This window comes from Leifsonia sp. NPDC058194 (assembly GCF_042883605.1).
Taxonomy (GTDB): Bacteria; Actinomycetota; Actinomycetes; order Actinomycetales; family Microbacteriaceae; genus Leifsonia.
Genome location: NZ_JBHVVL010000001.1, coordinates 493141 through 518724 on the forward strand (window position 1 = coordinate 493141; position 25584 = coordinate 518724).

General features: G+C 70.5%; 26 protein-coding genes and 1 tRNA gene. 7 read left to right on the forward strand and 20 right to left on the reverse strand.

Annotated elements, in window-relative coordinates:
- Nucleotides 1–127 precede the first annotated feature (127 nt).
- From ACFVU2_RS02315 to ACFVU2_RS02360, 10 genes are all read right to left on the reverse strand, one after another.
- Entirely contained in the window at nucleotides 128–2155 is a 2028-nt protein-coding gene (locus ACFVU2_RS02315; RefSeq protein ID WP_387870446.1) for an ABC transporter ATP-binding protein, read from the reverse strand.
- A 1-nt stretch (nucleotide 2156) separates the two neighbouring features.
- Entirely contained in the window at nucleotides 2157–3887 is a 1731-nt protein-coding gene (locus tag ACFVU2_RS02320; RefSeq protein ID WP_387870448.1) for an ABC transporter ATP-binding protein, read from the reverse strand.
- 229 nt (nucleotides 3888–4116) lie between these two features.
- Entirely contained in the window at nucleotides 4117–4674 is a 558-nt protein-coding gene (locus ACFVU2_RS02325; RefSeq protein ID WP_387870450.1) for a dihydrofolate reductase family protein, read from the reverse strand.
- A 91-nt stretch (nucleotides 4675–4765) separates the two neighbouring features.
- Nucleotides 4766–5167, reverse strand: a complete 402-nt coding sequence (locus tag ACFVU2_RS02330) for an SRPBCC domain-containing protein (RefSeq protein ID WP_387870452.1) — start codon at nucleotides 5165–5167, stop codon at nucleotides 4766–4768.
- Nucleotides 5168–5252: 85 nt separating this feature from the next.
- Nucleotides 5253–6947, reverse strand: a complete 1695-nt coding sequence (locus ACFVU2_RS02335) for an MDR family MFS transporter (protein ID WP_387870455.1) — start codon at nucleotides 6945–6947, stop codon at nucleotides 5253–5255.
- A gap of 73 nt (nucleotides 6948–7020) precedes the next feature.
- Nucleotides 7021–7623 carry a TetR/AcrR family transcriptional regulator gene (locus tag ACFVU2_RS02340; RefSeq protein WP_387870458.1) on the reverse strand — a complete coding sequence of 201 codons (603 nt, stop codon included), beginning with the start codon at nucleotides 7621–7623 and terminating at the stop codon, nucleotides 7021–7023.
- A gap of 54 nt (nucleotides 7624–7677) precedes the next feature.
- Complete coding sequence (locus tag ACFVU2_RS02345; RefSeq protein ID WP_387870461.1) at nucleotides 7678–9033, reverse strand: glutamate decarboxylase; 1356 nt, start codon at nucleotides 9031–9033, stop codon at nucleotides 7678–7680.
- Between the two features lie 107 nt (nucleotides 9034–9140).
- The gene (locus ACFVU2_RS02350) at nucleotides 9141–9344 is read right to left on the reverse strand and encodes a cold-shock protein (protein WP_021760779.1); all 204 of its coding nucleotides are present in this window, start codon (nucleotides 9342–9344) and stop codon (nucleotides 9141–9143) included.
- Between the two features lie 99 nt (nucleotides 9345–9443).
- Nucleotides 9444–10226 (reverse strand): aquaporin Z, encoded by a 783-nt coding sequence (gene aqpZ / locus ACFVU2_RS02355; protein ID WP_387870465.1) that lies wholly within the window; start codon nucleotides 10224–10226, stop codon nucleotides 9444–9446.
- A 99-nt stretch (nucleotides 10227–10325) separates the two neighbouring features.
- Nucleotides 10326–10814, reverse strand: a complete 489-nt coding sequence (locus ACFVU2_RS02360; protein ID WP_387870468.1) for a hypothetical protein — start codon at nucleotides 10812–10814, stop codon at nucleotides 10326–10328.
- A 144-nt stretch (nucleotides 10815–10958) separates the two neighbouring features.
- Here ACFVU2_RS02360 and ACFVU2_RS02365 point away from each other — a divergent pair, with 144 nt between their 5' ends.
- Nucleotides 10959–11861, forward strand: a complete 903-nt coding sequence (locus ACFVU2_RS02365; protein WP_387870470.1) for a CPBP family intramembrane glutamic endopeptidase — start codon at nucleotides 10959–10961, stop codon at nucleotides 11859–11861.
- A 4-nt stretch (nucleotides 11862–11865) separates the two neighbouring features.
- Here the strand turns inward: ACFVU2_RS02365 and ACFVU2_RS02370 are convergent, their stop codons facing one another.
- On the reverse strand, nucleotides 11866–12897 hold the full coding sequence (locus tag ACFVU2_RS02370; protein ID WP_387870473.1) for a LacI family DNA-binding transcriptional regulator: 1032 nt from the start codon (nucleotides 12895–12897) through the stop codon (nucleotides 11866–11868).
- Between the two features lie 189 nt (nucleotides 12898–13086).
- Between ACFVU2_RS02370 and ACFVU2_RS02375 the strand changes: the two genes are divergently transcribed.
- Nucleotides 13087–15657: a family 78 glycoside hydrolase catalytic domain gene (locus tag ACFVU2_RS02375; RefSeq protein ID WP_387870476.1), complete on the forward strand. Its 2571-nt coding sequence runs from the start codon at nucleotides 13087–13089 to the stop codon at nucleotides 15655–15657.
- A 4-nt stretch (nucleotides 15658–15661) separates the two neighbouring features.
- Here the strand turns inward: ACFVU2_RS02375 and ACFVU2_RS02380 are convergent, their stop codons facing one another.
- From ACFVU2_RS02380 to ACFVU2_RS02395, 4 genes are all read right to left on the reverse strand, one after another.
- Nucleotides 15662–16141, reverse strand: coding sequence for a nucleoside deaminase (locus tag ACFVU2_RS02380; protein ID WP_387870479.1), 480 nt, complete (start codon nucleotides 16139–16141; stop codon nucleotides 15662–15664).
- A gap of 99 nt (nucleotides 16142–16240) precedes the next feature.
- Nucleotides 16241–16313, reverse strand: a tRNA-Arg gene (locus tag ACFVU2_RS02385).
- A gap of 36 nt (nucleotides 16314–16349) precedes the next feature.
- On the reverse strand, nucleotides 16350–16748 hold the full coding sequence (locus tag ACFVU2_RS02390) for an MmcQ/YjbR family DNA-binding protein (RefSeq protein ID WP_387870482.1): 399 nt from the start codon (nucleotides 16746–16748) through the stop codon (nucleotides 16350–16352).
- The gene (locus ACFVU2_RS02395; RefSeq protein WP_387870485.1) at nucleotides 16748–17566 is read right to left on the reverse strand and encodes a dienelactone hydrolase family protein; all 819 of its coding nucleotides are present in this window, start codon (nucleotides 17564–17566) and stop codon (nucleotides 16748–16750) included. Before ACFVU2_RS02395 ends, ACFVU2_RS02390 begins: the two co-directional genes overlap by 1 nt.
- 176 nt (nucleotides 17567–17742) lie before the next feature.
- On the opposite strand from ACFVU2_RS02395, the gene ACFVU2_RS02400 reads away from it, so the two are divergent.
- Together ACFVU2_RS02400 and ACFVU2_RS02405 are read left to right on the forward strand one after the other, a co-directional pair.
- Nucleotides 17743–18039 (forward strand): GNAT family N-acetyltransferase, encoded by a 297-nt coding sequence (locus tag ACFVU2_RS02400; RefSeq protein WP_387870487.1) that lies wholly within the window; start codon nucleotides 17743–17745, stop codon nucleotides 18037–18039.
- 8 nt (nucleotides 18040–18047) lie between these two features.
- A complete protein-coding gene (locus ACFVU2_RS02405; RefSeq protein ID WP_387870489.1) occupies nucleotides 18048–19037 on the forward strand; it encodes a zinc-binding dehydrogenase in 990 nt (329 codons plus the stop codon).
- 53 nt (nucleotides 19038–19090) lie between these two features.
- Here the strand turns inward: ACFVU2_RS02405 and ACFVU2_RS02410 are convergent, their stop codons facing one another.
- Nucleotides 19091–19744, reverse strand: coding sequence for an NAD(P)-dependent oxidoreductase (locus ACFVU2_RS02410; protein ID WP_387870492.1), 654 nt, complete (start codon nucleotides 19742–19744; stop codon nucleotides 19091–19093).
- Nucleotides 19741–20343 carry a TetR/AcrR family transcriptional regulator gene (locus ACFVU2_RS02415; protein WP_387870495.1) on the reverse strand — a complete coding sequence of 201 codons (603 nt, stop codon included), beginning with the start codon at nucleotides 20341–20343 and terminating at the stop codon, nucleotides 19741–19743. The genes ACFVU2_RS02410 and ACFVU2_RS02415 overlap by 4 nt, the downstream gene beginning before the upstream one ends.
- A gap of 362 nt (nucleotides 20344–20705) precedes the next feature.
- Between ACFVU2_RS02415 and ACFVU2_RS02420 the strand changes: the two genes are divergently transcribed.
- Complete coding sequence (locus tag ACFVU2_RS02420) at nucleotides 20706–21071, forward strand: hypothetical protein (protein WP_387870496.1); 366 nt, start codon at nucleotides 20706–20708, stop codon at nucleotides 21069–21071.
- An 85-nt stretch (nucleotides 21072–21156) separates the two neighbouring features.
- Here ACFVU2_RS02420 and ACFVU2_RS02425 read toward each other — a convergent pair whose 3' ends face one another.
- From ACFVU2_RS02425 to ACFVU2_RS02435, 3 genes are all read right to left on the reverse strand, one after another.
- Nucleotides 21157–22158, reverse strand: a complete 1002-nt coding sequence (locus tag ACFVU2_RS02425) for an aldo/keto reductase (protein ID WP_387870499.1) — start codon at nucleotides 22156–22158, stop codon at nucleotides 21157–21159.
- Between the two features lie 85 nt (nucleotides 22159–22243).
- A complete protein-coding gene (locus ACFVU2_RS02430) occupies nucleotides 22244–22900 on the reverse strand; it encodes an HAD-IA family hydrolase (protein WP_387870502.1) in 657 nt (218 codons plus the stop codon).
- 30 nt (nucleotides 22901–22930) lie between these two features.
- Nucleotides 22931–23149: a hypothetical protein gene (locus ACFVU2_RS02435; RefSeq protein WP_387870504.1), complete on the reverse strand. Its 219-nt coding sequence runs from the start codon at nucleotides 23147–23149 to the stop codon at nucleotides 22931–22933.
- Between the two features lie 85 nt (nucleotides 23150–23234).
- Between ACFVU2_RS02435 and ACFVU2_RS02440 the strand changes: the two genes are divergently transcribed.
- Together ACFVU2_RS02440 and ACFVU2_RS02445 are read left to right on the forward strand one after the other, a co-directional pair.
- Complete coding sequence (locus ACFVU2_RS02440) at nucleotides 23235–24209, forward strand: helix-turn-helix domain-containing protein (protein WP_387870507.1); 975 nt, start codon at nucleotides 23235–23237, stop codon at nucleotides 24207–24209.
- 429 nt (nucleotides 24210–24638) lie between these two features.
- Nucleotides 24639–25583: an NADP-dependent oxidoreductase gene (locus ACFVU2_RS02445; RefSeq protein WP_387870510.1), complete on the forward strand. Its 945-nt coding sequence runs from the start codon at nucleotides 24639–24641 to the stop codon at nucleotides 25581–25583.
- Nucleotide 25584 lies beyond the last annotated feature (1 nt).

Here is a 25584-nt window from a genome sequence, read left to right on the forward strand (position 1 = left end):
TTTGTTTTTTTTTTTCCTCTCCCACCCCCCCCGCCCCCCCGCCCCCCCCGCCCCGCCCCCCCCCCCCATCCGCCGCGCCCCCCCCCGCCCCCCCCCGCCCCCCCCCACTTCTCGTGCCGTCGGCGAGCTACGCGGGCAGCACCGAGGACTCGGCCTCCGTCGTGGGCGCGACTTCTGCCTCGGTCTCGGTCTCAGCGGCCGCACCCCGGAACTGGGTCATGTAGAGCTCGTAATACGCCCCGCGCCGCTCGAGGAGCGTCGCGTGGTCGCCCTGCTCGACGATGCTGCCGTTCTCCATCACCAGGATCGTGTCGGCATCCCGGATGGTGGAGAGCCGGTGCGCGATCACGAACGAGGTGCGGTCGGTGCGCAGCGCCGCCATCGCGTGCTGCACCAGCAGCTCGGTGCGGGTGTCCACCGACGAGGTCGCCTCGTCCAGGATGAGCAGCGACGGGTTCGCGATGAACGCCCGCGCGATCGTGATGAGCTGCCGCTCGCCGGCCGAGACGTTGCCGCCGTCGGACTCGATGACGGTGTCGTAGCCGTCGGGAAGCTGCCGCACGAAACGGTCGACCATGGTGGCCTTGGCGGCCTCCACGACCTCCTCGTCGGTCGCGTCGAGCCGGCCGTACCGGATGTTCTCCCGGATGCTGCCCGAGAACAGCCAGGCGTCCTGCAGCACCATGCCGACCTGACCGCGCAGCTCCGACCGCGACAGGTCGGTCGTGTCGATGCCGTCGAGGCGGATGGCCCCGCCGTTCAGCTCGTAGAACCGCATGATGAGGTTGACCAGCGTCGTCTTGCCCGCACCGGTCGGTCCCACGATCGCGACCGTCTGCCCCGGCTTCACCGAGAGGCTGAGGTCGCGGATCAGCGGCACCTCGGGGTCGTACGAGAACGCGACGTCGTCGAGCTCGACGCGGCCGTCCGCGCGCTCCGGCAGGTGCTGGGTCTCGTCGTCCGGGACCTGCTCCTCCGCATCCAGGAACTCGAAGGTGCGCTCGGCCGAGGCGACGCCCGACTGCAGCATGTTCGCCATGCCGGCGATCTGGCCGATCGGCTGCGAGAACTCGCGCGAGTACTGGATGAACGCGGTGGCGTCGCCGATGGTCATCTGCCCCGAGACGACGCGGAGGGCGCCGACCACGGCGATGAGCACGTACGAGAGGTAGGACACGAAGTTCATCGCCGGCATGATCATGCCCGACACGAACTGCGCGCCGACCATCGAGCGGTAGAGCTTCTGGTTGCGGCCGTCGAACTCCTCGAGCATCACGCCGTCGCGGCCGAAGGCGCGCACCAGGTCGAGACCGGAGTACGACTCCTCGATATGCCCGTTCAGGGATCCGGTGGATGCCCACTGCTGCCGGAACAGCTTCTGCGACCGGCTGCCGATCACGCCCGCGATCACACCGGAGAGCGGGATCGAGATGAGCGCGATCAGGGCGAGCTGCCACGAGACGATGAACATCATGATGCCGATGCCGACGACCATCAGCACCGACTGGATCAGCTGCGAGAACGCCTGCTGCAGCGCTGTCTGGATGTTGTCGACGTCGTTCGTCACGCGCGACATCAGGTCGCCGCGCTGACGGGTGTCGAAGTAGCGCAGCGGGAGGCGGTTCAGCTTCGTCTCGATGTCGCGGCGCAGGCCGTAGACGACCCGCATGACCAGCGCGTTCAGGATGTAGCCCTGCCACCACTGCAGCAGCGAGGCCGCGATGTACATCGCGAGCACGATCATCAGCAGCCGGCCGAGCTGGACGAAATCGATCCCGGTGCCCGGGATCAGGGTCCCCTTGGAGTCGATGGTGCCGACCGCCCCGGAGAAGATCACGTCGGTCGCCTGGCCGAGGATGCGCGGGGCGATCACCACGAGGGCGACCGAGACGACCACGAGGAGGGTGACCCAGGTCATCCCGATCCATTCCGTCTTCAGCAGCCCGAGCAGGCGCTTGAACGACGGCCAGAAGTTCTCGGCCTTCTTGGCCGGGACCCCGCCGAACATGTCGCCGTCCGACTCGCTCGGCGTGTACTCGTAGTCGACCTCTTCGAGGGTCGCCTCGACCGCGCTCTCGTGCGCGGCCCGATCGGTCTCGGTGCGGGCACCCGACCGCTTGGCGCCCGTGCGCTTGGTATTCGTGTCGCGGGCCATCTCAGGCCACCTCCAGGCTCAGCTGGGACTCGACGATCTCGCGATACGTCTCGCTCGTCTCCAGCAGTTCGTCGTGGGTGCCGCTGGCGACGACGCGGCCGTCGTCGAGCACCACGATCGCGTCGGCTTCGCGGATGGTGGACACCCGCTGTGCGACGACGATGACCGTCGCGTCGCCGGTCGACTCCGCGAGCGCTGCGCGCAACCGCGCGTCGGTCGCGACGTCGAGCGCCGAGAACGAGTCGTCGAAGAGGAACACCTTGGGCTGCGCGACGAGCGCACGGGCGATGCAGAGCCGCTGGCGCTGGCCGCCGGAGACGTTCGTGCCGCCCTGTGAGATGCGCTCGTCGAGCCCGTTCTCCTTCGCGCGGACGAAGTCCTCGGCCTGGGCGATGCGCAGCGCCTCCCAGAGCTGGTCGTCCGTGGCATCGGGGCGACCGAATCGGAGGTTCGTGGCGATCGTGCCCGAGAACAGGTACGGGCGCTGCGGCACCAGTCCGAGCAGCCCCGCCAGCTGCTGGCGGCTGAGCGAGTCGACGGCGACCCCGCCGATGCGAACGTGCCCGCTCTGCGGCGTGAACAGATTGGCGATCACCGAGACCAGGGTGGACTTGCCCGATCCGGTCGACCCGACGATGGCGGTGATCCTGCCGGGCTCGGCGGTGAACGAGACGTCGCTGAGCACCGGCTTCTCGGCGCCCGGGTACCCGAAGGTCACTCCGTCGATCTCCACGCGGCCGTCGACCGGAAGCTGCGCCCCGGTCGAGCCGGGCCGCTGCGACGGCGTCGCGCTCAGGACTTCGTCGATGCGCTCGGCGCAGACCATCGCGCGCGGGATCATCATCGCCATGAAGACGCCCATCATCACCGCGGTGAGGATCTGCAGCAGGTACTGCAGGAAGGCCGTGAGCGCGCCGATCTGGATGTCGCCCTCGCCGACCCGGTGACCGCCGAACCATAGCACGGCGGCGGTCGCGGCGTTCAGGATGAGCATGATGACCGGGAACATCAGCACGAAGATGTTCCCCACCCGCACCGAGACGCGGGTGAGCGCCAGGTTCGCGTCGTCGTAGCGGACGCTCTCGAACCGCTCGCGGACGAAGGCGCGGATCACGCGGATGCCGACGATCTGCTCCCGGATGACGCCGTTGACGCCGTCGATGCGCTCCTGCATCTCGCGGAACATCGGCAGCAGCAGCCACACCAGGAGCCCGACGACGACGAACAGCACCGCCACCGAGACCCAGATGAGCCAGGAGAGCCCGGCATCCACCTGGACGGCGAGGACGATGCCCGCGATGCACATGATCGGCGTCGACACCATGAAGTTCAGCGTCATCAGCACCAGCATCTGCACCTGCTGCACGTCGTTCGTGTTGCGGGTGATCAGCGTGGGCATGCCCCAGCGTGCGAGATCGAGCGAGGGGAGGGAGTCCACCGTGCGGTAGAAGGAGCGGCGGATGTCGCGGCCGATCGACATCGACGCACGGGCGCCGAAGTAGGTGGCGGCGATCGCCGCGGCGACCTGCACGAAGCAGACCATGAGCATCATCCCGCCGGTCGACCAGATGAATCCGGTGTCGCCGGTGACGATGCCCTTGTCGATGATGTCTTTGTTGAGAGTGGGCAGGTAGAGGGCGGCGAGGGTCGCGATCAGTTGGAGGATCACGACCGCGAGGGCCGACCGCCAATAGGGTCGACCGAATCGCAGAGCCATTCGCAGTAGGGTCACGAGAGTTTCCTGAGTTCGCAGTGCTGGTGAGGTGCCGGGAGAGCCGGGGAGCAAAGTCCCCAGTCAAACATGGCGTCGCAGGCCCGTCACCGTGACGCCGCAGTCTGAGTGGTCTCGAACAACGATCACGGTAGCGCGGGCCGGCGACATCCGTACCCGGTGGTGCTGTCATTCCCGACGTTATGCGGGCATGCGGTCAACACGTGACCGCAATACGAATCGGTGGCGGTCAGGCCGGCGAGTACAGGAGGTGCAGCACGCCGTTGTCGTAGGCCTCGGAGTGGCGCAGCCGCAGCTTCGCCGGAGCGGAGCCGTCCGGGAAGAGCCGCGCCCCCGAGCCGAGGACGACCGGGTAGACGAAGAGGTGGAGGGCGTCGATCAGCCCGTCGGCCAGCAGCGCGCGCACGAGGGTGCCGCTGCCGCTGACGTAGAGGCCGCCCGAGACGCTGTCCTTGTACTCGCGGAGGCGGTCGGCGTCGTAGGCGCCGAGCGAGCGCGAGTTGCCCCAGGCGGCCTCGGCCGCCGCGTCGTCCAGCGTCCCGCTGACGACGGCCTTGCGGGAGTCGTTGAAGAAGGGCGCTCCCGGATCGTCGGCGGCGGTGCGCGCGGACCACGCCGGGGCGAACATCTCGAAGGTGCGCCGACCGAGCAGGATGGCGTCCGCGGATCGCGTGATCCGCCCGATGTCCTCGCCCATCGCCGGGTCGAAGCCGTACTCCGCGGTCCAGCTCGGATCCTGGAAGACCCCGTCGAGCGAGACGAACTCGTGCACTGCGATGGTCCCCATGGCATCCCCTTCCGGCCGCGGCCGGTGGAGGCGGGCCGCTGGGGACCAGCTTAGGACAGGAGGCGCGGCGGCCGTCAGGCCCGCCTGACGCTCAGAGCACCCCCGGCAGCCGGTCGAGGCAGTCGTTCCAGCCGCGGACGTGATCGGCGGCCGCCTCCCCGTCGGCGAACCCCTCGTGCCGGACCGTGATCCGCGTGCCGTCCTCCTCCGCGGTGAGCGCGATGGTGACGCGCGTCTCGTCGTCGTCGCCGTCCCAGCGCCAGGTGGTCGCGAGGCCGTGCTCCGGGTCGATCGCGGTGATCGTGCCGGTGACCCCCATCCCGGCCGGCGCGGAGGCGATGCGGAGCGTCCCGCCTTCCCGGGCATCGAGCTCGGCGGTCGTCTCGAACCGCGGCGGCCAGAACCAGGCCGCGAGCTCCGCGGGGTCGGTGAGCGCGCGCCAGACGCGCTCCGGTGTCGCGGGGAGGTGCTTGTCGACGGTGAGGCCGTTCATACCGCACATGCTCGCCCTGTCGCGGGGCGGCGTCTAGATGGCCGGGCGACCAGGTGCCAGGCCACCTTCGACGAGCGGCCGGAGGTCAGGCCTCCGGATCCGTGGGCGGCGCGACGTTCGCACCACCGGCACCCGGACCGGCGGCGCCACCGCCTCCGCTCCCCGCACCGGCAGCAGCCGGGACACGGCCCCCGCGCTGTTCGGCCTCGAGGCGTTCGGCCTCCTCGCCGCTGATCGCCTCGCCGCGCGCGACGAGCCCGGCCTGGTCGGAGAGCGGGATCTGCTTGAGGAAGAGCGCCAGGATCAGTGCGACCACGATGAACGGCACGAGATACCAGAACACGGGGGCGAGCGCGTCGGCGTACGCGTTCACGACGCCGGTGTGCACCGCCTCCGGGAGCTTGTTCAGCGCTTCCGGGCTCAGCGTCGCCGTCGCGCCGGCGGCGTCGTTCGCCGAAGCGCCGGCTTTGGTGAAGACGTCGGTCAGGTTCTCGGTCAGCCGTGTCGTGAACAGGGTGCCGAACACAGCCGTGCCCAGAGCGGCGCCGACCTCGCGGAAGTAGTTGTTGGTGGAGGTCGCCGTGCCGATCTGCGCGGCCGGGACCGCGTTCTGCACCACCAGGACGACGACCTGCATGATCAGGCCGAGACCGGCGCCGAAGATGAACAGGTAGACGCAGATGAGCCAGATGGGGGTGGACGCGGCCAGCGTCGTCATGCAGACCATGGCGATGCCGGTGATGATCGTGCCCAGGATCGGGTACAGCTTGTACTTTCCGGTCTTGGTGATGGCCATGCCCGACAGGATCGAGGTGCCGATCAGACCGACCATCATCGGGATCATGAGCAGGCCGGACGCCGCGGCGGACGTGCCCGACGACATCTGCAGGAAGGTCGGGACGAAGCCGATGGCGGCGAACATCCCGATGCCGAGGGCCAAGCCGATCGCGGTCGCGTTGATGAAGATCGGGTTCTTGAACAGGCTGAGCGGGATGATCGGATCCTTCGCGCGCGCCTCGGCGATCACGAAGGCGACGGCCGCGGCGAGCATCCCGATGCCCCACGCCCACGTCGCGAACGAGCCCCAGCCGTAGTCCTTGTCGCCGCCGAAGTCGGTGAAGAAGATCAGGCAGGTCGTGGCGATGGAGAGGAACAGGATGCCGAGGATGTCGATCGGGTTGGTCGCCCGCTTGCTCGGCAGGGTCAGGGCGAAGAGCGCGATGACGAGGGCGGCGATGCCGACTGGGATGTTGATGTAGAACGCCCACTGCCAGGTGAGGTGGTCGACGAAGAAGCCGCCGAGGAGCGGGCCGGCGACGGCCGAGAGGCCGAAGATGGCGCCGAGCGGGCCGAGGTACTTGCCACGCTCGTTGGCGGGCACGATGTCGGCGATGATCGCCTGCGACAGGATCATCAGACCGCCGCCGCCGAGGCCCTGCATGGCGCGGAACACCACGAAGGTCCAGAAGTCGCCCGCGAACGCGCAGCCGATCGAGGCCGCGGTGAAGACGGCGATCGCGATGATGAACAGCCACCGCCTGCCCAGCACGTCGCCGAGCTTGCCGTAGACCGGCATGACGATGGTGGTGGCGAGGATGTACGCGGTGGTGATCCACACCTGGTGCTCGACGCCGCCGAGGTCGCCGACGATGGTCGGCATGGCGGTCGAGACGATGGTCTGGTCGAGGCTGCTGAGCAGCATCCCGGCGATCAGTGCGCTGAAGATGATCCAGATGCGCCGCTTGGTCAGCAGCAGCGGCGCAGGCGCGATGGCGGTCATGGGGTCCGTTCGTTCTCAGGTGGTGCGGGAGTGGATGCAGGTGGTGGTGCCGTGGGGCGGAGTCGGTGTCGCGTCAGGCGAACAGCTCGCGGACGGCCGCGATGCGGCGCCGGATGATCTCGGGGAGGTCGTCGGAGGCCTCGGGGCGGAAGAACTCCTCGGCGCTGGCCCGGAGCAGGCCGCCGGCGAGCTGGACGGCGGCGGCGGCGCGCAGATCCCCCGCGGGGAGGCCCTCGCGGCGCTCGACGAGCTGGATGTCCTCCCGCTCGCCTTCGCCGGCCATCTTCAGCATGTGCGCGGCCAGGCGCGGCTCGCGATCGACGGCCCGGAGGAGCTCGTGGATGTCGGCCGCGGTCAGCCCGCCGTAGTCCCAGCGGGCGAGGTGCAGGGCGATGAGGTCGTCCAGCAGGTGCACGATCCCGCGCGGCCCGTCGGCGAGGAACCGCTCGGCGGCTCCGGACTCGTCGAGGTCGACCGGGATTCCGATGACCGCGTTCTCTTTCGAGGCGTAGTAGTTGAAGAGCGTCCGGCGGGAGACGCCGACTTCGTCGCAGAGCTCCTCGACCGTGAACCCGGAGAGCCCGCGCTCGATGGTCAGCCGGCGCGCGGCCTCACGAAGACCGCGCGCGGTCTCCTCCTTGCGGCGCTCTCGCGTCGACATTGCACTCTCGCTCACGAAGTGCAATATTGCACCCGCAAGCTGAAAGTGCAATGTGAGCGGGACCGCCCGTCAGTGCGCGAACGCGGTCTTCGGGATGCGCCCGGGGTCTCCGGTGCGCAGCTCCGCGCACACGGCGCGCACGTCGGCGACGAGGTCGTCGGCGAGCTCGGCGCTGAAGCCGTCGCGGACGACGATGCGCAGCACGGCCACGTCTTGAGCGTCGGCCGGCATCGTGTACGCGGGCACCTGCCAGCCGCGGGCCCGCAGCTCGTGCGAGACCTGGAACACGGTGAAGCCGGATCCCTCCACGACATCGAACGCGACCACCGGGATGGCCGTGCCGTCCGTGAGCACGTGGAGGTCCTCCTCCTTCGCCAGCCCGGCCGCGATGCGCTGCGCCGTGTCGCGGAGGGTGCTCATGATCGCCGTGTAGCCTCCCCGGCCCAGCCGGACGAAGTTGTAGTACTGGCCGATGACCTGGTTGCCGGGGCGCGAGAAGTTGAGGGTGAAGGTCGGCATCTCGCCACCGAGGTAGTTCACGTCGAAGACCAGCTCGGACGGAAGGTGGTCGGGCGACCGCCAGACGACGAAGCCGATGCCGGGATAGGTCAGCCCGTACTTGTGTCCGCTCACGTTGATCGACACCACGCGCGGCAGACGGAAGTCCCACTCCAGGTCCGGTTGCAGGAACGGCACCACGAACCCGCCGCTGGCGGCGTCCACGTGCACCGGGACGTCCGGGCCGCCGGTGTCGGCGAGCTCGTCGAGAGTCGCGCAGATCTCGGCGATCGGCTCGAGCTCACCGGTGAAGGTCGTGCCCAGGATGCCGACGACACCGATCGTGTCGTCGTCCACCGCGGCGCGCACCTGCTCCGGGGTGATGACGTAGCGGCCCTTCTCGACCGGCAGATAGCGCGGCTCCACCTCGAAGTAGCGGCAGAACTTCTCCCACACGACCTGCACGTTCGAGCCGAGCACGAGGTTGGGGGTACCACCGGAGGTGATGCCGCGGCGGGCTCGCCACCGCCATTTGAGAGCGAGTCCGGCGAGCATGACCGCCTCGCTCGAACCGATCGTGGAGGTGCCGGTCGGCTCCCCCGGCTCGGCGTGGAACAGATCGGACACGATCGCGATGCAGCGGCGCTCGATGGCCGCGGTGGACGGGTACTCGTCCTTGTCGATCATGTTCTTGTCGAACGACTCGGCCATCAGCACCTCGGCCTGCGGCTCCATCCACGTCGTGACGAAGGTGGCGAGGTTGAGGCGCGAGCTGCCGTCGAGCAGCAGCTCGTCGTGGATCAGGCGGTACACGCCCGCGGGGTCGCTGGGCTCGTCGGGCAGCCGGTCGGGCGGGCTCTGCCGCGACAGCCTCCCGGTGTACGCCGGTGTGTCGAATCCTTCGTGGATGAATCGCTCAGGCGTCATGACGCCGATGCTAACCGCGGCTCCGGGGCGCGGCAATGCACGCCCCGGCCGCATCCGGGAAACACGAAGCGCCCCGTCCGATACCGGGCGGGGCGCTTCGAGGATGCTCAGAGAGCGCGGATGTTGGAGGCCTGCGGACCCTTGTTGCCCTGCGTCACCTCGAACTCGACCTTCTGGTTCTCTTCGAGGTTGCGGAAGCCGTTGCCGGTGATCTCGCTGTAGTGAGCGAACACGTCGGCCGAGCCGTCATCCGGGGCGATGAAGCCGAAGCCCTTTTCGGAGTTGAACCACTTGACGGTGCCAGTTGCCATCGTTTTTTCTTCTTTCAATCTGCGATGACCGACGCCGCCGGAACCGTTCCGGAGCTGCTTACGGAAAGCGCGATGTCCAGGATACGCGAAAAGGGCGATTTACGCCCTGGTTCGGTCGAAGAGAAGTCGCGAGGTTGCGCCGGCGATGAGCGCGCCGACGATCGGGGCGACGATCGAGAGCCAGAGCTGACCGAGCGCGGTGGGCCCCCCGTAGATCGCCGTGGCGATGGAACGGGCCGGGTTGAAGGACGCGTTGGAGACCGGGATGGTGATGAGCGCGAGCAGCGTCAGGGTGAGGCCGATCGCGAGGGGCCCGAAGCCGTCGGCCGCGCGGCTGCTGGTCACGCCGAGGATGACGTAGACGAAGACGGCGGTGGTGATGATCTCGATCAGGAGGGAGGAGATCAGCGGGAAGCCGCCCGGGGAGAGCTCTCCCCAGCCGGTGGACGCGAAGCCGCCCTTCTGCGCGGCGGCGAGGAATCCGTCCGGTGCGCCCGCCGCGATGGCGACCAGCAGCGAGGTGGCGATGATGCCGCCCGCGATCTGGGCGACGATGTACGAGACGACGTCCTTCCAGCCGAAGCGCCCCGCGATCGCGAGCCCGAGGGTCACCGCCGGGTTGAAGTGGCCGCCCGAGACGGGGCCGAAGGCGTACGCCGAGACGACGACGCTGAGGCCGAGCGCGAGCGCGACGCCGAGGAAACCGACGTTGAGCCCGCCCTCGCCGCCGCCGAAGCCGGCCGCGTAGATCGCGGTGCCGATGACGCCGAAGACGAGGACGAAGGTGCCGGCGACCTCGGCGGCCAGACGGGCGCCGAGGGTCGGTGAGGCGGGCGCGGTCGGCGCGGCCGAGACGGTGGCGGGAGGGACGGTGGCGGACATGGCTCTCCTTGGCGGGTGTGATCTCGAGTCGATCGGGAGGAGGCTCCCACGGTCAACGTAGCGAACGCACGGAGAACTCGCAGCGAATGTGACGGAGCGTCACGGGGGGTTCAGGGGCGTAGTTCGCAGAAATGCACTCACTGGTGGGAGCAGCAACAGGATCCAGGCGGCGACGTTCACCGACGCGGGGATCGCCAGCGACGGATCACCGGACGCGAGGGCCGCCGCGAGGAGGAGGACCGCGAGCACGCCGAGGACGGCCCGCGCCCCGCGCACGCGCAACAGCACCGACAGGGCGAGCATCGCCGGACCCAGCGTGATCATCAGTGCCCCGAACACGAACGCCGCGAAGATCAGGACAAGGACAACGTCCGCTCTGACGTTCGCGCCGTGGCCGGTCGTGCGGGCGATCTGCTCGTCGGACAGCGGCCGCAGCCGGCCGTCGATCAGTGCGACGACATCCGCGACCAGGTCCGCCAGGCCGACGACGGTAATCGCGGAGACGGCCACGCGCAGCTCCCAGGGGGCGATCGGCCACAGCTGCCGGGGCCCGGGGAGCCGCGGCCGTCGTTTCACGGTCGTCGTCATTGTGGGCCTCAACTTAGTGGGCGCTAGACCGCCGGGACAATCCCGGGGTCCCGTCGCAGATGCCGACTTCGAGTTGCGGCTGCCGGCCACCGATACAGTGTGACCTGAGCCGTCCGGCTCGTGAGGCGAGGCGGAGGGAGCCCCGTGAGTTCGGAACAGCAGGAGCAGCAGCGGGACGAGCAGCACACGCACGCAGCGGAGTCCGCCTGGCGCCGGTTCTGGAACCGCGGCGGATGGTGGAAGGCCCTGCTCCTCGCGGCCGTCTACTGGGGTCTGTACCAGCTGGCCGGACTGTTGCTCTCGTTCCCGTTCGGCCACCTGGTCGACACGCACGACGTCTTCGCGAACGGCCTGAGCACGTTCTTCGGCATCGGGGCGCCCATCCTGGTCGGCGGGATCCTGCTGGTCGCCTTCGCCCTCTCCCTGGGCTGGCTGAAGCAGCTCTTCGGGCCGCAGCCGATCCGCGGCTCCTGGTGGATGTGGATCGGCGTCGGCATCGTCGTCGTCTTCAACATCCTGCGCTTCGTGAGCGCCGACTACAGCGCGTGGGACGCCGGCGCCGTGGTCGCCGTGCTGATCACCGGCCTCTGCATCGGCTTCGCCGAAGAGGTGCTCACCCGCGGATTCGCCGTGAACCTGCTCCGCCGGGCCGGCTACGGCGAGCGCAGCGTCATGCTGCTCTCGTCGCTGATCTTCGCCGCGCTGCACGCGGGCAACGCCCTGACCGGCCAGAACCTGTTCGCGGTCGCCTTCACGGTCGTCTACACGTTCGCCTTCGGGCTGGTGATGTACGCGGCCCTGCGGGTCACCGGGAACCTGATCTGGCCGATCCTGCTGCACGCGTCGACCGACCCCAGCCTGTTCCTGCTGACGGGAGGCGTCGATGCCAGCAGCGGCACGATGCACCTCGGGCCCCTCGCCGGGATCGCCGGCCTCGCCAACTGGGCGGTGATGCTCTTCGCCCTCGTCCCGCTGATCTTCGTGCGCGGGCGGGTCGATCGGGATGCGGCCTACGGGCTGAAGGCCCCGGCGGCGCCGTTGTCCTGATCCGCTACGGCTCGCGCACCCGCCGCGTCGAGCCCCGCACCATCAGTGCGGGTTCGCTCCGGAACCGGCGCGATACGGTGCGGCCGCCGAGGCGCTCCAGCAGCATGGTGGCGGCGACGCCGCCCATCTCCTCGCCGCGCTGGTCGACGGTCGTGAGGTCGAGCAGCGGATGGCGGGCGATGTCGATGTCGTCGTAGCCCGCCACGGACACGTCGGCCGCGGTGAGCCCGCGCTCGGCGACGGCGCGCAGCACGCCGAGCGCCAGCGTGTCGTTGGCGGCGAAGATGGCGGTGGGTGGCGCCTCCCGGTCGAGCAGCTCCAGGGCGGCACGATAGGCGCTCTCCTCCGACGCCCCCGACTGCGCGACGAGCGGGTCGAGACCGGCGCCGCGCATCGCCGCCGCGTAGGTGCTCAACCGCTGCGAGTGCGGGTCGATGCGGCTGCCGTCCTCCGCGGCGTAGGCGTGGGTGAGGTGGGCGATGCGCCGGTGCCCGAGGCCGAGGAGGTGGTCGAGCACGAGTTGCGCCCCGGCTCGATCGTCGCCCGCGACGGTGTCGAAGTGCTCGGAGTACTCGTGACCGCCCAGCTGCACGAGCGGCGCGTGACGGGCCAGCCGGTCGAGCCGGGCGGTGTCGGCGGGCGGTGCGATGGCGACGATCCCGGCGACCTGGCGGTCGAGAAGGCTCTCCAGCGCCTGAAGCGACGAGGCGAACTCGGATGGCGCGAGGATCACATCGAAGCCGGTGCCGTCGAGAGCGGAGACGGCGCCGCGCACGACAGCGGTGAAGAACTCGTTGCCGAGCTGCGGGACGGTGATGCCGAGCGTGGTGGTGGTGCCCCGCATCGCGCGTGCGGCCGTGCGCGGCCGGTAGTCGAGACGCTCGATGGCCGCGCCGACGCGCTCGCGCATCGCGTCGCTCACGCCGTACGCACCGCGGATGACCTTCGAGACAGCGGCGGGCGAGACGCCCGCCTCCCGGGCGACATCGGCGAGCGTCGCGGCACGCAGTGGTCCCGGGGCCGTCTCGTCCGTCATCGTCCCGCTCCCTCCGGCTGGTCCGCTGGAGCGAATCTAGCCGACTTCTCGAGTTCGCGTAGATCGATTGACGGAACGCGGGACAGGTCGGTAGGTTGGGTCGGACAATCTCGTGTATCGATCTACACCGTGAGTTCCGCTCCGCGATCCCGCTCGACGCACGCTGCACACCGCTGTGAGGAGACCTACGTGTCCGCATCCCACCCCGTCCGCATCACCGAGGTCCGGGTCGACCGACGGCGGGACGCGACGCTCGCGACCGTTCCCGACCCCCAGCTGGGCTGGCTCGTCGACTCCGACCTCCCGGACTGGTGGCAGCGGAGCGCGGAGCTGCGCTTCGACGACCAGGTCGCGACCCTCGACACCGGGGAGTCGACGTTCGTGGACTGGCCGTTCCGTCCGCTCGCCCCGCACGAGAGCGGCGAGCTCAGCGTGCGCGTCACGGGCGTCGACGGCAGCACCTCCGACTGGAGCGAGCCCGTCCCCATCCACGCCGTCTTCCTCGACGACGGCGAGTGGACCGCGCCGACCATCGCGCTCGCCGACCCGGCCGAGCCCGCGCAGCCCGTCTACCTGCGCCACGAGTTCACGCTGGAGCAGCCGGTGACCCGCGCCGTGCTCTTCGCGACCGCGGAGGGCGTCTACCAGGTCTCGCTCAACGGCCGCGACGTCGACGACTCCGTGCTCAAGCCCGGCTGGACCGTCTATCAGGAGCGCCGAGTCCACGAGTCGACCGACGTCACCGGCCTCCTCTCCCCCGGGCGCAACGCGATCGGCGTCCGGCTGGCTGGAGGCTGGTGGACGGAGGAGTTCGGCTTCGCGGGCGAGGGCAAGCGGTTCTACGGCGACCAGCCCGCCGTCTCGCTGTTCCTGCGGGTCGAGTACGCGGACAGCACCGTCGACACCGTCCCGACGGACGCGCACTGGCGCGCGACCGGCGACGGGCCCATCCGCTCGTCCGGCCTCTACCAGGGCGAGACGGTCGACACCCGCCTCGCGTTCCCGGGATGGGACTCCCCCGGCTTCGACGACGCGAGCTGGCACCCGGTGCGCAGCTCCCCCACGACGGTGATCCCGGAGGCCGCTCGCGCCGAGCCCGTGCGGCGCACCCAGGCACTCCCGGTCGTGGAGGTGCTGACCACCCCCGCGGGCAGGACCGTGCTCGATTTCGGGCAGAACCTGGTCGGACGCCTGCGCCTGCGCGTCGCCGGCGTGCCGGGGCAGACCATCACCCTGCACCACGCCGAGGTGCTGGAGCACGGCGAGCTCGCCCTCCGGCCGTTGCGCTTCGCCGCCGCCACCGACACGTTCGTGCTGACCGGCGAGGGCGAGCAGACGCTCGAGGCCGAGTTCACGTTCCACGGGTTCCGCTACGCCCAGGTCGACGGCTGGGACGACCTGGACCCGAGTGCCGTCACGGCCGTGGTCCTGGGCAGCGACATGCGGCGCACCGGCTGGCTGGAGACCTCCGACCCGTTGGTCGACCGCCTCCACGAGAACGCGGTGTGGGGCATGCGCGGCAACTTCCTCTCGCTGCCGACCGACTGCCCGCAACGCGACGAGCGCCTCGGCTGGACGGGCGACGCGCAGGTCTTCGCCCCCTCCGCATCCTTCCTCTACGACAGCGACGCGTTCCTGGCCTCCTGGCTGCGGGATGTCGCCGTCGAGCAGCGCCTCAGCGCCGGCGTCTGCCCGTTCATCGTGCCGAACGTGCTCGGCGAGTGGGGCGCCGCCGCGGCCGCCGGCTGGGGAGATGCGGCCACGGTCGTCCCGGCCACGCTCTTCGAGCGCTTCGGCGACCGGCGCGCCCTCGCCGACCAGTTCCCGTCGATGACGGCCTGGTGCGATGCGGTGCTGGCCCTCACGGGCGACGACGGTCTCTGGCGCGCTCCCTTCCAGTTCGGGGACTGGCTCGACCCGGCCGCACCGCCGGACCGTCCGATGGATGCGCGCACCGACCCGGACCTCGTGGCCAATGCCTACCTCGTCCGCTCCCTCGACCTCACCGCCGAGGCCGCTCGCACGCTGGGCGACGACGCTGCGGAGGAGCGCTACTCCGCCCTCGCCGCCGGCACCCGCGCCGCGTTCGACCGCGAGTACCTGCGCGACGGCGATCGTCTCGCCTCCGATGCTCCCGCCGCGTATGCGCTCGCGATCGCCTTCGACCTGTACGACGGGCGTCCCGAGCGGCGTGCGGCGTTCGGCGACCGGCTCGCCGCGCTGGTCGCCGACGGCGGCCACCGGGTGCCCACCGGCTTCCTCGGCACTCCCGTGCTGCTCGACGCGCTCACCGTGACCGGCCACGTGGACGACGCCCTCCGCCTGCTCTTCCAGACCGAGAACCCGTCCTGGCTCTACCAGGTGCTCCTCGGTGCGACGACGGTCTGGGAGCGCTGGGACTCCCTGCTCCCGGACGGCACCGTCAACCCGGGCGAGATGACCAGCTACAACCACTACGCCCTGGGCAGCATCGTCGACTGGATGCACCGCTCGCTGGGCGGCATCGCCCCCGCCTCCCCCGGCTACCGCACCCTCACGATCGATCCGGCGGGCTACACCGGCTTCGACCGGGTGCGCTGCGCCCACGAGACCCCGTACGGGGTCGCAGAGGTGGAGTGGACTCGGGAGGATGACGAGGTGACGCTGACCGCGACCGTTCCCGCCAACTCCCGCGCCGACGTGCACCTGCCGTTCGCGGAGTCACCCGTCACCGTCGGATCCGGCACCCGCACCTGGACCTTCTCCATCGCCGAAGCGTGAGCAGCTATCCCCAGAAGCCCTGGTGGGAGGCGGCGGCCTCCGTCTCGAGGTGCGGGCCGGAGACCTCGATGACGCGGCTGCCCGCCGCGAGCACGGCGCGGGCGGGGAGCGCCAGCGTCGGGTTGTCGGCGTGGTCGCCGGTCATCGCGTAGAGGGCCTCTTCCGGGAGCGCGTAGACCACGCGACCGATTCCCGACCAGTAGATGGCGCCCGAGCACATCGCACACGGCTCGCACGACGTGTAGAGCGTGTAGCCCGGCAGCTCCTCCAGCGGGATGCTGCGCCCGGCGAGCCGCACGAGGTTCGTCTCGGCGTGCCCGGTGATGTCGCGCTCGGTGTTGACGGTGTTCTCCGCCTCCAGAGCGACCGCGCCGTCGGGCCCGACGAGGATCGCACCGAACGGGTGGTTCCCATGACTGCGCGCCGCGTCTGCGACCTCGATCGCCCGCCGAAGATGCGCCGTGTCCATCGCCATATCGCTCATGCCCCGAGCCTAGAGCTCGCGAGACGTGACGTGGTGCGGGTCCGGATACGAAGAAAGCCCCGGGCGAACCCGGGGCTTCTCCTACTGTCTCAACCAGTGTGCGCCACGAGGGATTCGAACCCCCAACCTTCTGATCCGTAGTCAGATGCTCTATCCGTTGAGCTAGTGGCGCATGACCTCCACGCTCTCGCGCGGGCCGGGTTAGAGCTTACATGACCGCATCCAAGACCGCCAATTGGCGGCGGAGGGCGACCTGACGGTACGAGGTCTCGATCAACTCGCCGATCTCGGTCCACTGATCGGAGTCGTCCGGCCACGATCGGTCGACGTCGATCCCGAGCCAGCCGCTGGCACCCCAGTACTTCGGGACGAACACGCGGGGGTCCTGGCGGAGGGCCGGGTCCTCCGCGGGGTCGGGCTTGAAGACCACAGAGTCGGTGCGGTCCATCATCGCGCCGACGAGGGCGAACACCCGGCCCTTCTCCCCTGTCTTGAAGGCCGGCCGCCCGTGCGTGAGCATCTCGACGGCGTCGGGCAGGTGGAGGCTGCGGGCGCGCACGCGGGCGACCAGCTCGTCGTCGGCCTCGAACAGGTGCGGGTGCTCCATCAGGCGAAGATCTCGTCGAGGAAGCAGACGAGCGCGCGCCAGCTGCGGGCGTCGGCGACCGGCCGGTAGCTCTCGCGACCCGGGATGGTGAACGCGTGGGGCGCTCCCGAGTAGGTCGTCACCTGCCAGTCCACATGCGGGGCGGCGCGCAGCTCGTCCTGGAAGGCCGCGACCGCGGAGTCGGGGACGACCGGGTCGTCGCCGCCCGTGAGCACCAGCAGGGAGGCCGCGATCGCCGCCGCGTCGGACGGCTCGTGCGCGACCAGCCCGCCGTGGAACGAGACGACGCCACGGGCCGGTGCGCCGGTGCGGGCGAACTCGAGCGCGGCGGTGCCTCCGAAGCAGTAGCCGATCACGGCGAGACGAGCCGGGTCGACCGCGGGATGCTGCTGCAGCCAGCTGAAGCCCGCGGCGACGCGTGCGCGCAGCAGGGGCAGGTCGCGGTAGTAGGTCCCTGCGACCTCGCTGGCCGCGTCGCCTTCGGGGCGGACGTCGGCCCCGTACAGGTCGGCGGCGAACGCGACGTAGCCGCGGCGTGCGAGCATCTGGGCGCGCATCCGGACGTTGTCGCCGACTCCGTGCCAGTCGTGCAGCACCAGGACCGCCGGTCTCCGCTCGTCGGCCTGCACGTCACGGGCGAGGTAGCCCTCCAGCGCCAGGCCTTCGTGCTCGTACGCGACGGTCTCCGTCTCGATCACGGAGCGTTCGCCGATGGGCACCTGGGCGAGCAGCGCCTCATGCGCGGGCGAAAGGACGACCGGGTGGGTGGTCGAACGAGCGGTGGACGAGCGGGCGAGCGTCACGGGGTGTTTCTCCATCAGGTCGCGTCGTCGCGGGCGACGGCTGTCGCCTGCGGCCTGGCCTGCTGTGACTGGTCGCGGACTGCGCGCGAGAACCCCGGTGCGGGTCGGGCTCCCACACCCACACATTACCTCGACCGTCCGCGACGCGCGACAGACCGCCCGCGCGGAGGCGACGGTCGTAGCATGGGCGCATGGTCACCCAGTTCAGCAACGAGACGGACGCGAGCCGGTACGCGATGCACATGGACGGCGAGCTCGTCGGTGTGCTCGACTACCGCATCCTGGGCGGGTCGATCTCGCTGACACGGTCGTTCACGGTGCCGGCGAAACGGGGCAACGGCTACGCCGCACAGCTCGTCGAATACGCGGTCGACGACATCGAGCGCACGGGAGGCCTCTCCATCGTGCCGATGTGCTGGTACGTCGCCCAATGGTTCGACGACCACCCCGATCGCGCCGGCCTGCTGCAGAAGCGCAGCGCGGGCTGAGCCCGGCGATGGCGGACAGACGCGCGGTACGGGTGTCGCGTTTCGGCGACCCGTCGGCACTCGTCGTGGCGGACGAGACGCTGCGACGCCCCCGGGGCGCAGAGGTCGTCGTGCGGGTGACGCACGCCTCGATCGGGGCGACGGATGTCCTGGCCCGTCGAGGCGGGTACGTCTTCCAGCCCACCCCCGGCTTCGTGCCCGGCTACGACTTCGTCGGCGAGCTGGAGACCGAATCGGCGGTCTCCGTCGCGCTGGGGCTGCGCGCGGGTGCACGCGTCGCCGGAGTCCTGCCGCGGATGGGCTCGCACGCGACACGGCTCGTCCTGTCGCCGACGTTCCTGGTCGCGGTTCCGGATGGTCTCGACTCCGCCGTCGCAGCGACCGCCCCCATCGACGGCGTCACGGCCGCGCTCGCCCTGCGCATGGGCGGAGGAGGTTCGCGCGTTCTCGTGCAGGGCGCCTCCGGAGCGGTGGGCGCCCTGGCGGTGCAGCTCGCCGTGCAGGAGGGTCGCACCGTCGTCGGCACGGCCTCCGCCCGCACCCGCGGGTACGCCGAGCAGTTCGGCATCGGCGTGGTCGACTACCACGCGGCCGATTGGATGGGCCAGGCCCGCCGTGCAGCGGGCGGCCCGTTCGACGTGGCCATCGATCACACCGGGGCCCCGCAGGTGCGCCAGGCCCTCGCCCCCGACGGCACACTGGTGCACACCGCGTTCGCCGGGCGGGCGGGGCGTGAACGCGCGGATTCGCTGCGCGGCTCCGCGGCGGCGGCGCGCCGCCGGCGCGGGCATCCGCGCGAGCGGGTCTGCAGCGTCCCCTTCTTCGTCCTCACCCGGCGTCCGCAGTACCGCGCGCTGCTGAAGGGCGTGCTCGCGGCGATCGACGCCGGGCGGCTCCGGCCGGGCGAGTCCGCCGTCTACGCGTTCGACGACCTCTGGGAGGCCGAGCGGGCCGCCGAGCGGGCCGAGGCCGGGCGGAAGGTCGTGCTGGCGTTCTGAGCCGTGCTCCGGTGCAGGACCGGCGATGGCATCGAACGAAGCGATGCCGGCCGCTAGGCGACCGGCTTCCACCCGGTCGGCGTCGTGATCAACAGACGCTCGCCGATCGTGCCGGGGTCGGAGACGACGTCGAGGAGGGCCGTTGCGGCGCCGTCCATCGACAGCGTCGGCAGCCCCGGCACCTTCCGCACTTCGCTGAGCGGCGTGACGGCCGCCTTCTGCGCCGGCGCCGGTGACGCCTTCAAGTTCACCGGGTAGACGATGGTCCACTCCAGGCCCGAGCGCTGCAGGATCTGGTCGGATGCCGCCTTGTCCTTCAAGAACGCGCGGAGGAGGCCCTTGTAGATGAGCCGGGCGAAACCGGACGCCTTCGCAGCGGTGTCGCCGGCACCGAACACCGAGACCAGCACAAGTCGGCGGACGCCGGCCTGCCGTGTGGCTTCGATGATTCCCGGCAGCCTGTCCTGCATGAACGTGCCGTCGCTGGTCTTGCCGGTGATCGAGACGACGACGACGTCCGCGTCGTGCGCAGCGGCGGTGAGGGCGGCGGTGTCTTCGACTGCCCCTGCCGCAACGACGATGCCCTCGCCTGCGGCGACGGCATCCGGTCGGCGAGCGAAGGCGACCACCTGGTGTCCTGCCCGTGCGGCCTGCGCGGTGAGGCGGGAGCCGACATTGCCGGTGGCGCCGAGGACGACGATTCTCATGAAGTTGGCGCCTTCTGGTCGGTGAAGCTGCTGATGGGGCGGGAGTCCGTGAATCTGGTCTGCAAAGCGCCCTCGAGCGTGGCGATGCACAGGTCGATGACCTCGGCCCGCGTATCGCCACCCGCGTCGACGGATTGGCGAGCGGCGAACTCCACGAAGGCCAGCCATCCGCCGAGCGCGAGACGCGTCCGCGGCGTGTCTGCGGTGTCGGCGTATTCGAGCAGCCAGGTCACGTGCACATCATGGTTCGCTTCCGCGAGCTCACGAACCGTGGGCACGCTCGACGCGGGGCTGTAGAGCTCCCGCACTCCACCGCGACTGGCGGCGAAGAAGTCGAGGTACGCGCCGAGCGCCCTCCCGACATTCGCTCGGAGGCCGAGCGCCGGGTCGGGCCGAGTTGCTTCGAGGAGCAGCCCGGACTCCCGGCGCAGCACTGCATCGAGCAGTGCCTCCTTGCCGGGAAAGTAGTGGTAGACGAGCGCGCGGGTGACCCCGGCACCCTTCGCGATGGCGCTCATCGATGCACCGGCGACACCGTCACGGGCGAAATGCTCGGCGGCGACGCGGACGATCTGGTCCGACCTCTCGCCTGGGTTCATCCGATCACTGTTTGACACATGACTAACAGTACGGCCTATTTGTCACATGTCAAACAACGTCGCGCTGCGTTCGCGCGAGCCAGGCGTCGGGTGCGACCGGTACCCGCGGCCGTATGGGAGTGGGGAACCACCCCCATACGGGCATTCGGGTAAGCCACCGGTCCGTCGAGACGCCCCCTAGCGCGCACTGCGCGAACCGGCTGACCCCTCCAGGGTAACGGTGGAGTAGACGGTGCAGTCAACCCGGCGTGTCCCCCGGCTCGCCGCCGGGCCGCTGGATGCGGGTCACCCCGGCTCGCCGCCGGGCCGCTGGACGCGCTGTGCACTCGTCACCGCGGAGCCCCCTGGATATGCTGTCCCGCATGAGCACGAAGAGCCGCCAGGGCCCGCATCAGGAGACCACCCTCGACGTCGGCGACCGCCGCGGCCTCTGGGGAGCGCTGGCCGGGCTGATCACCGCCGTCCTGATCGCCTACCCGCTGTCGGCCAGCATCGCCTTCGCGACCCATCCCGCCACCCAGCGCCTGTTCGGCGGACGGCTGGAGTCGGCGTCGCAGTTCGGCTTCCAGGCGTTCTGGTGGGTGCTCGCTCTCGCGTGCCTGGCGCTGCCGTTCATCGTCGGATACGGGATCGCGAAGCTGTCGGCCCGCACCATCACCGTCATCGGTGCGGTCGTGGTGATCCTGCTCATCCTGCTGATCGTTCTCGGGCAGCTCTTCGCCTTCTGAGCGCACCGAGGCGGCGAACAGTCCGCCGCCTCGGTGAGATTCGTGCGATCTATCGCCGTCTCGGACGGCGCGGTCGGGCGGGAGGCTAGTCGAGGGTGCCGTGGACGGCGTGCTCGTCGATCGCGGCGAGCTCGGCCTCGGTGAGCGGCGCGCCGTCGAGCGCGCCGACGTTCTGCTCCAGCTGGGCGACGCTGCTGGCGCCGATGATCGCCGAGGCGACCGTGCGGCGGCGCAGCACCCACTGGAGGGCCAGCTGGGCGAGGCTCTGACCGCGGTCGGCGGCGATCCCGTTCAGCGCGCGGGCGCGATCGAGGTAGGTCTCGGTGATGTCGGACTCGTGCAGAAAGACGCTCGTGAGGGCGCGCGAGCCCTCGGGGACGCCGTTCAGGTAGCGGTCGGTGAGCATCCCCTGCGCCAGCGGCGAGAAGACGATCGCGGCCGCGCCGACCTCGTCGATCGCATCCAGCACGCCCTGCTCGACCGTGCGGTCGAACATGGAGTAGCGCGGCTGGTGCAGCAGGAGCGGCGTCCCGGCGGCGGCGAGCAGCTCGGCGGCCTGCACGGTGCGCTCGGCATCGTAGTTCGAGATCGCCGGGTAGAGCGTCTTGCCGCTCGTCACCGCCGTCGTGAGCGCGCCCATGCTCTCCTCGAGGGGCGTCTCGTAATCGGCGCGGTGGTGGTAGAACACGTCGACGTAGTCGAGGCCGAGGCGCTTCAGCGACTGGTCGAGAGACGACAGCAGGTACTTGCGCGAGCCTCCGTCGCCGTACGGACCGGGCCACATCTCGTAACCGGCTTTGGTGGAGACGACGATCTCGTCCCGGTACGCCTTGAGATCGGTGGCGAGGATGCGGCCGAAGACCTCCTCCGCGGCGCCGGGAGGCGGACCGTAGTTGTTCGCGAGGTCGAAGTGCGTGATGCCCAGGTCGAACGCGCGGAGCACGATGGCGCGCTGCACCTCGTAGGCGCGGGCGTGCCCGAAGTTCTGCCAGAGGCCGAGCGAGAGCTCGGGGAGCACGAGACCGCTCCGTCCGGCTCGGCGGTACGGGATGCGGTCGTAGCGGTTCGGATCGGCGAGATGAGTCACGCCCCCCAACCTAGCAAGCCCGCGGGACCGGTCTCATCGCACGGAACCCTCGTGCGATGTGGACGCGGGAGGCGGGGCGCGGGGGTCAGGGAGTGCGGAGGCGGAAGACCCCGTCGCCGTCAGCGGTCACGGTGACGCCGCGGTGGTCGGGGAAGCGCGTGAGCCCCTCGGTGGTCGGCGACGCGTAGGGCCCGACCACGACCGTCCGGGCTCCCGACGCGATGCCGGCGCGCAGGCCCGCCTCGACATCCTCGAACACCACGGAGTCCGCGATCGGCACGCCCAATCTCTCCGCGCCGAGCAGGTAGGGGTCGGGTGCCGGTTTGCCGCGCTCGACGTCCGCAGGGGTGACGACGACGCTCGGCAGGGGGACGCCCGCGGCCTGCATACGCGCGACCGCCAGCGGACGCGGCGCACTCGTCACGAGGGCCACCGGGGCGCCGGAGTCGGTCAGCGCCGCGACCAGCGCGACTGCCCCCGGGATCTCGACGATGCCGTCCGTCCGGGTGACCTCTTCGTGGATGAGGTGCTCAACGATCCGCTCCCGCTCCTGCGACGAGTGCCCCGGGAGGAAGTGCGCCACCGTGTCCGGGGCGGGGCGGCCGTGCGCGTAGTCGAGCACCTCCGCTGCCTCGAGCCCGTGGCGAGCGCTGAACTCGCCCCACACGTACTCGACGACCGGGGTCGAGTCGACGAGGGTGCCGTCCATGTCGAAGAGGAATCCGCGCGCAGTCACATCCATCCCTTCACCCTAGGTGCGGGAGGGGCGGGCTCAGCGCCGGTGGTCCTGGGCGTCCCGCACGGCGCGCAGGTCGGCGAGCGCGCGATCGGTCTCCCGCGAGGGTTCGCCACCCCGGGCGGCGATCGCCGCGGGCAGCCAGTCGCTCAGCACGAAACGGCGGCGGCGCGGAGGCTGACCGCCGTCCACGGTGCGGGCCGGATGGGCGATCCAGCCGTGTTCGATACCCGATGTCCATGTCGTGTTTGCCATGTCATAGACGTTACGAGCGTAAAGAATCGGCCACGAGATGGCTCGGGGTCTATCTTCGCAAAGATACGGCCAGTATCATGAGGGGATGTTGAGATCCGTCGCGGTGCCGCTCATCGACGAGTTCGCCATGTTCGAGTTCGGGGTCGTCAGCGAGGTCTTCGGCCTCGACCGCAGCTACGCCGGCCTGGAGCCGTTCGACTTCCGCGTCTGCGCGATCGACCCCGCCGAACCGGTCGTCGGCCCGAACGGCGTGCGGCTCATCGCTCCCTACGATCTGAGCGCCATGGAGGATGCCGACCTCATCGCCCTCCCCGCGGCGAACATCCGCGAGTCGTATCCGGAGGAGCTGCTGGACGCGCTGCGCCGGGCCTCTGCCCGCGGAGCCACCCTGCTCAGCGTCTGCTCGGGCGCGTTCGTCCTCGGCGAGGCCGGGCTGCTCGACGGCCGGGAGTGCACCACCCACTGGCGCTACGCGGACGCCCTCCAGCGGCGCTTCCCCGCGGCCCGGGTGAACCCCGACGTGCTATTCATCGACGACGGCGACGTGATCACCAGTGCCGGCACATCCGCCGGCATCGACGCGTGCCTCCATCTCGTGCGCCGCGAACTCGGCAGCGCCGCTGCCAACTCGATCGCCCGCAACATGGTCGTCCCGCCGCAACGAGACGGCGGCCAGCGCCAGTACATCGACAAGCCCGTCTCCGACTGCGAGGACGACACGTTCAGCGAGCTGATCGACTACCTCACCGACCGCCTCGACGAGAACCACACCGTCAGCCGGCTCGCCGCCCGGACCCACATGTCCACCCGCAGCTTCTCGCGCAAGTTCGTCGCCGAGACCGGCGTCTCTCCCATGCAGTGGCTCACCACCCAGCGCGTGCTGCACGCCCGTCTGCTGCTGGAGACCACCGACCTCCCGATCGACGAGGTCGCCCGCCGCTGCGGCTTCGGCAGCGCCACCCTGCTGCGCCACCACTTCGACCAGGAGGTCGGCGTACCCCCCACGCGCTACCGCGCCGCGTTCGCCCAGCGCGAGTCGCAGCCGGTGGCCGTGCGCTGAGGCCCGCCGCGATCGAGTGGTCGCAACACGCCGCCGGGCGCGCGTGCGAACGGCATGTCGTGACCACTGGATGGGCGCGCGGTGGATGTAGCGGCGTGTCGTGACAAGTGGATGGGCGCCAGGCTCCATGGGCAGACTGGGCCAACGCCAACCTGACGCCCGCCGCGATCGAGTGGTCGCAACACGCCGCCGGGCGCGCGTGCGAACGGCATGTCGTGACGACTGGATCGTCGGCCGGCCGGAGAAGCGGCATGTCGTGACGACTGGATCGGCGGCCGGCCGGAAAAGCGGCGTGTCGTGACAAGTGAATCGCAACACGAGGGACAAGCCCGCACGTCAGAAAGCGTCACGGGGGAATGCGGCGGCACCCCACGCGGCTGCATGCTGGTGAGGGCCGTCAGGTGCCGGCCCGGGATGAGAGGACACGCGATGGCGACCGTGGTGCAGTACGAACGACTGGGCGGACCGGAGGTCCTGGAGGTCGTCGAGGTGCCCGATCCGCAGGCGCCGGCGGGAGGCGTCGTCGTTCGCGTCCACGCTGCCGGCGTGAACCCCATCGACGGCAAGCTGCGCAGCGGAGGCCGGCCGAGCGGGCCCTTCACCGGACCCCGCGTGCCGGGTGGCGACGCCGCGGGCACGATCGTCGAGGTCGGGGAGGGCGTCGACGGCTGGAGCGCGGGCGACGAGGTGGTGGTGCGGAGTGCCCGCGGGGCGTACGCGACACACCTCGTGGCAGACGCCGCCCAGCTCGTGCGCAAACCGGCGGGCGTGACCTGGGAACAGGCCGCATCCATCGGCATCCCGGTCAGCACCGCGCATCAGGCGCTCGTGTCGCTGGGCGTCGGCGAGGGCGAGACGGTCCTCGTCCACGGCGGTTCGGGAGCGGTGGGCCGGGCGGCCGTGCAGCTCGCGCGGCGCTCGGGAGCGACGGTCGTCGCCACCGCCTCCCCGGCCCAGCACGAGCGCCTCCGCGAGCTCGGGGCGACGCCGGTCGCGTACGGCGACGGGCTGCTCGAGCGGCTGCGCGCTGCTGCGCCCCAGGGCTACGACCGCATCCTGGACGCCGTCGGCAGCGATGAAGCACTGGAGACGTCGTTCGCCCTGGTCGACGACCGCTCCCGCATCGGCACGATCGTGGTGGGCGCCCGGGCCGCCGAGCTGGGCATCCAGGCGTGGGCCGGCGGCAACCCGGTCCCGCTCACCGCCGAGCAGAGCGCGCTCCGCGACGACGCCTACGGTCTGGCGCTCGACCTTATCGCCCGCGGTGAGTTGGAGGTCGACATCGCCCGCACGTTCCCGCTGGCGGAGGCGGCCGAGGCCGCGCGTCTCGTGGAATCGGGGCATCCCGGCGGCAAGGTCATCCTGCTGCCGTGAG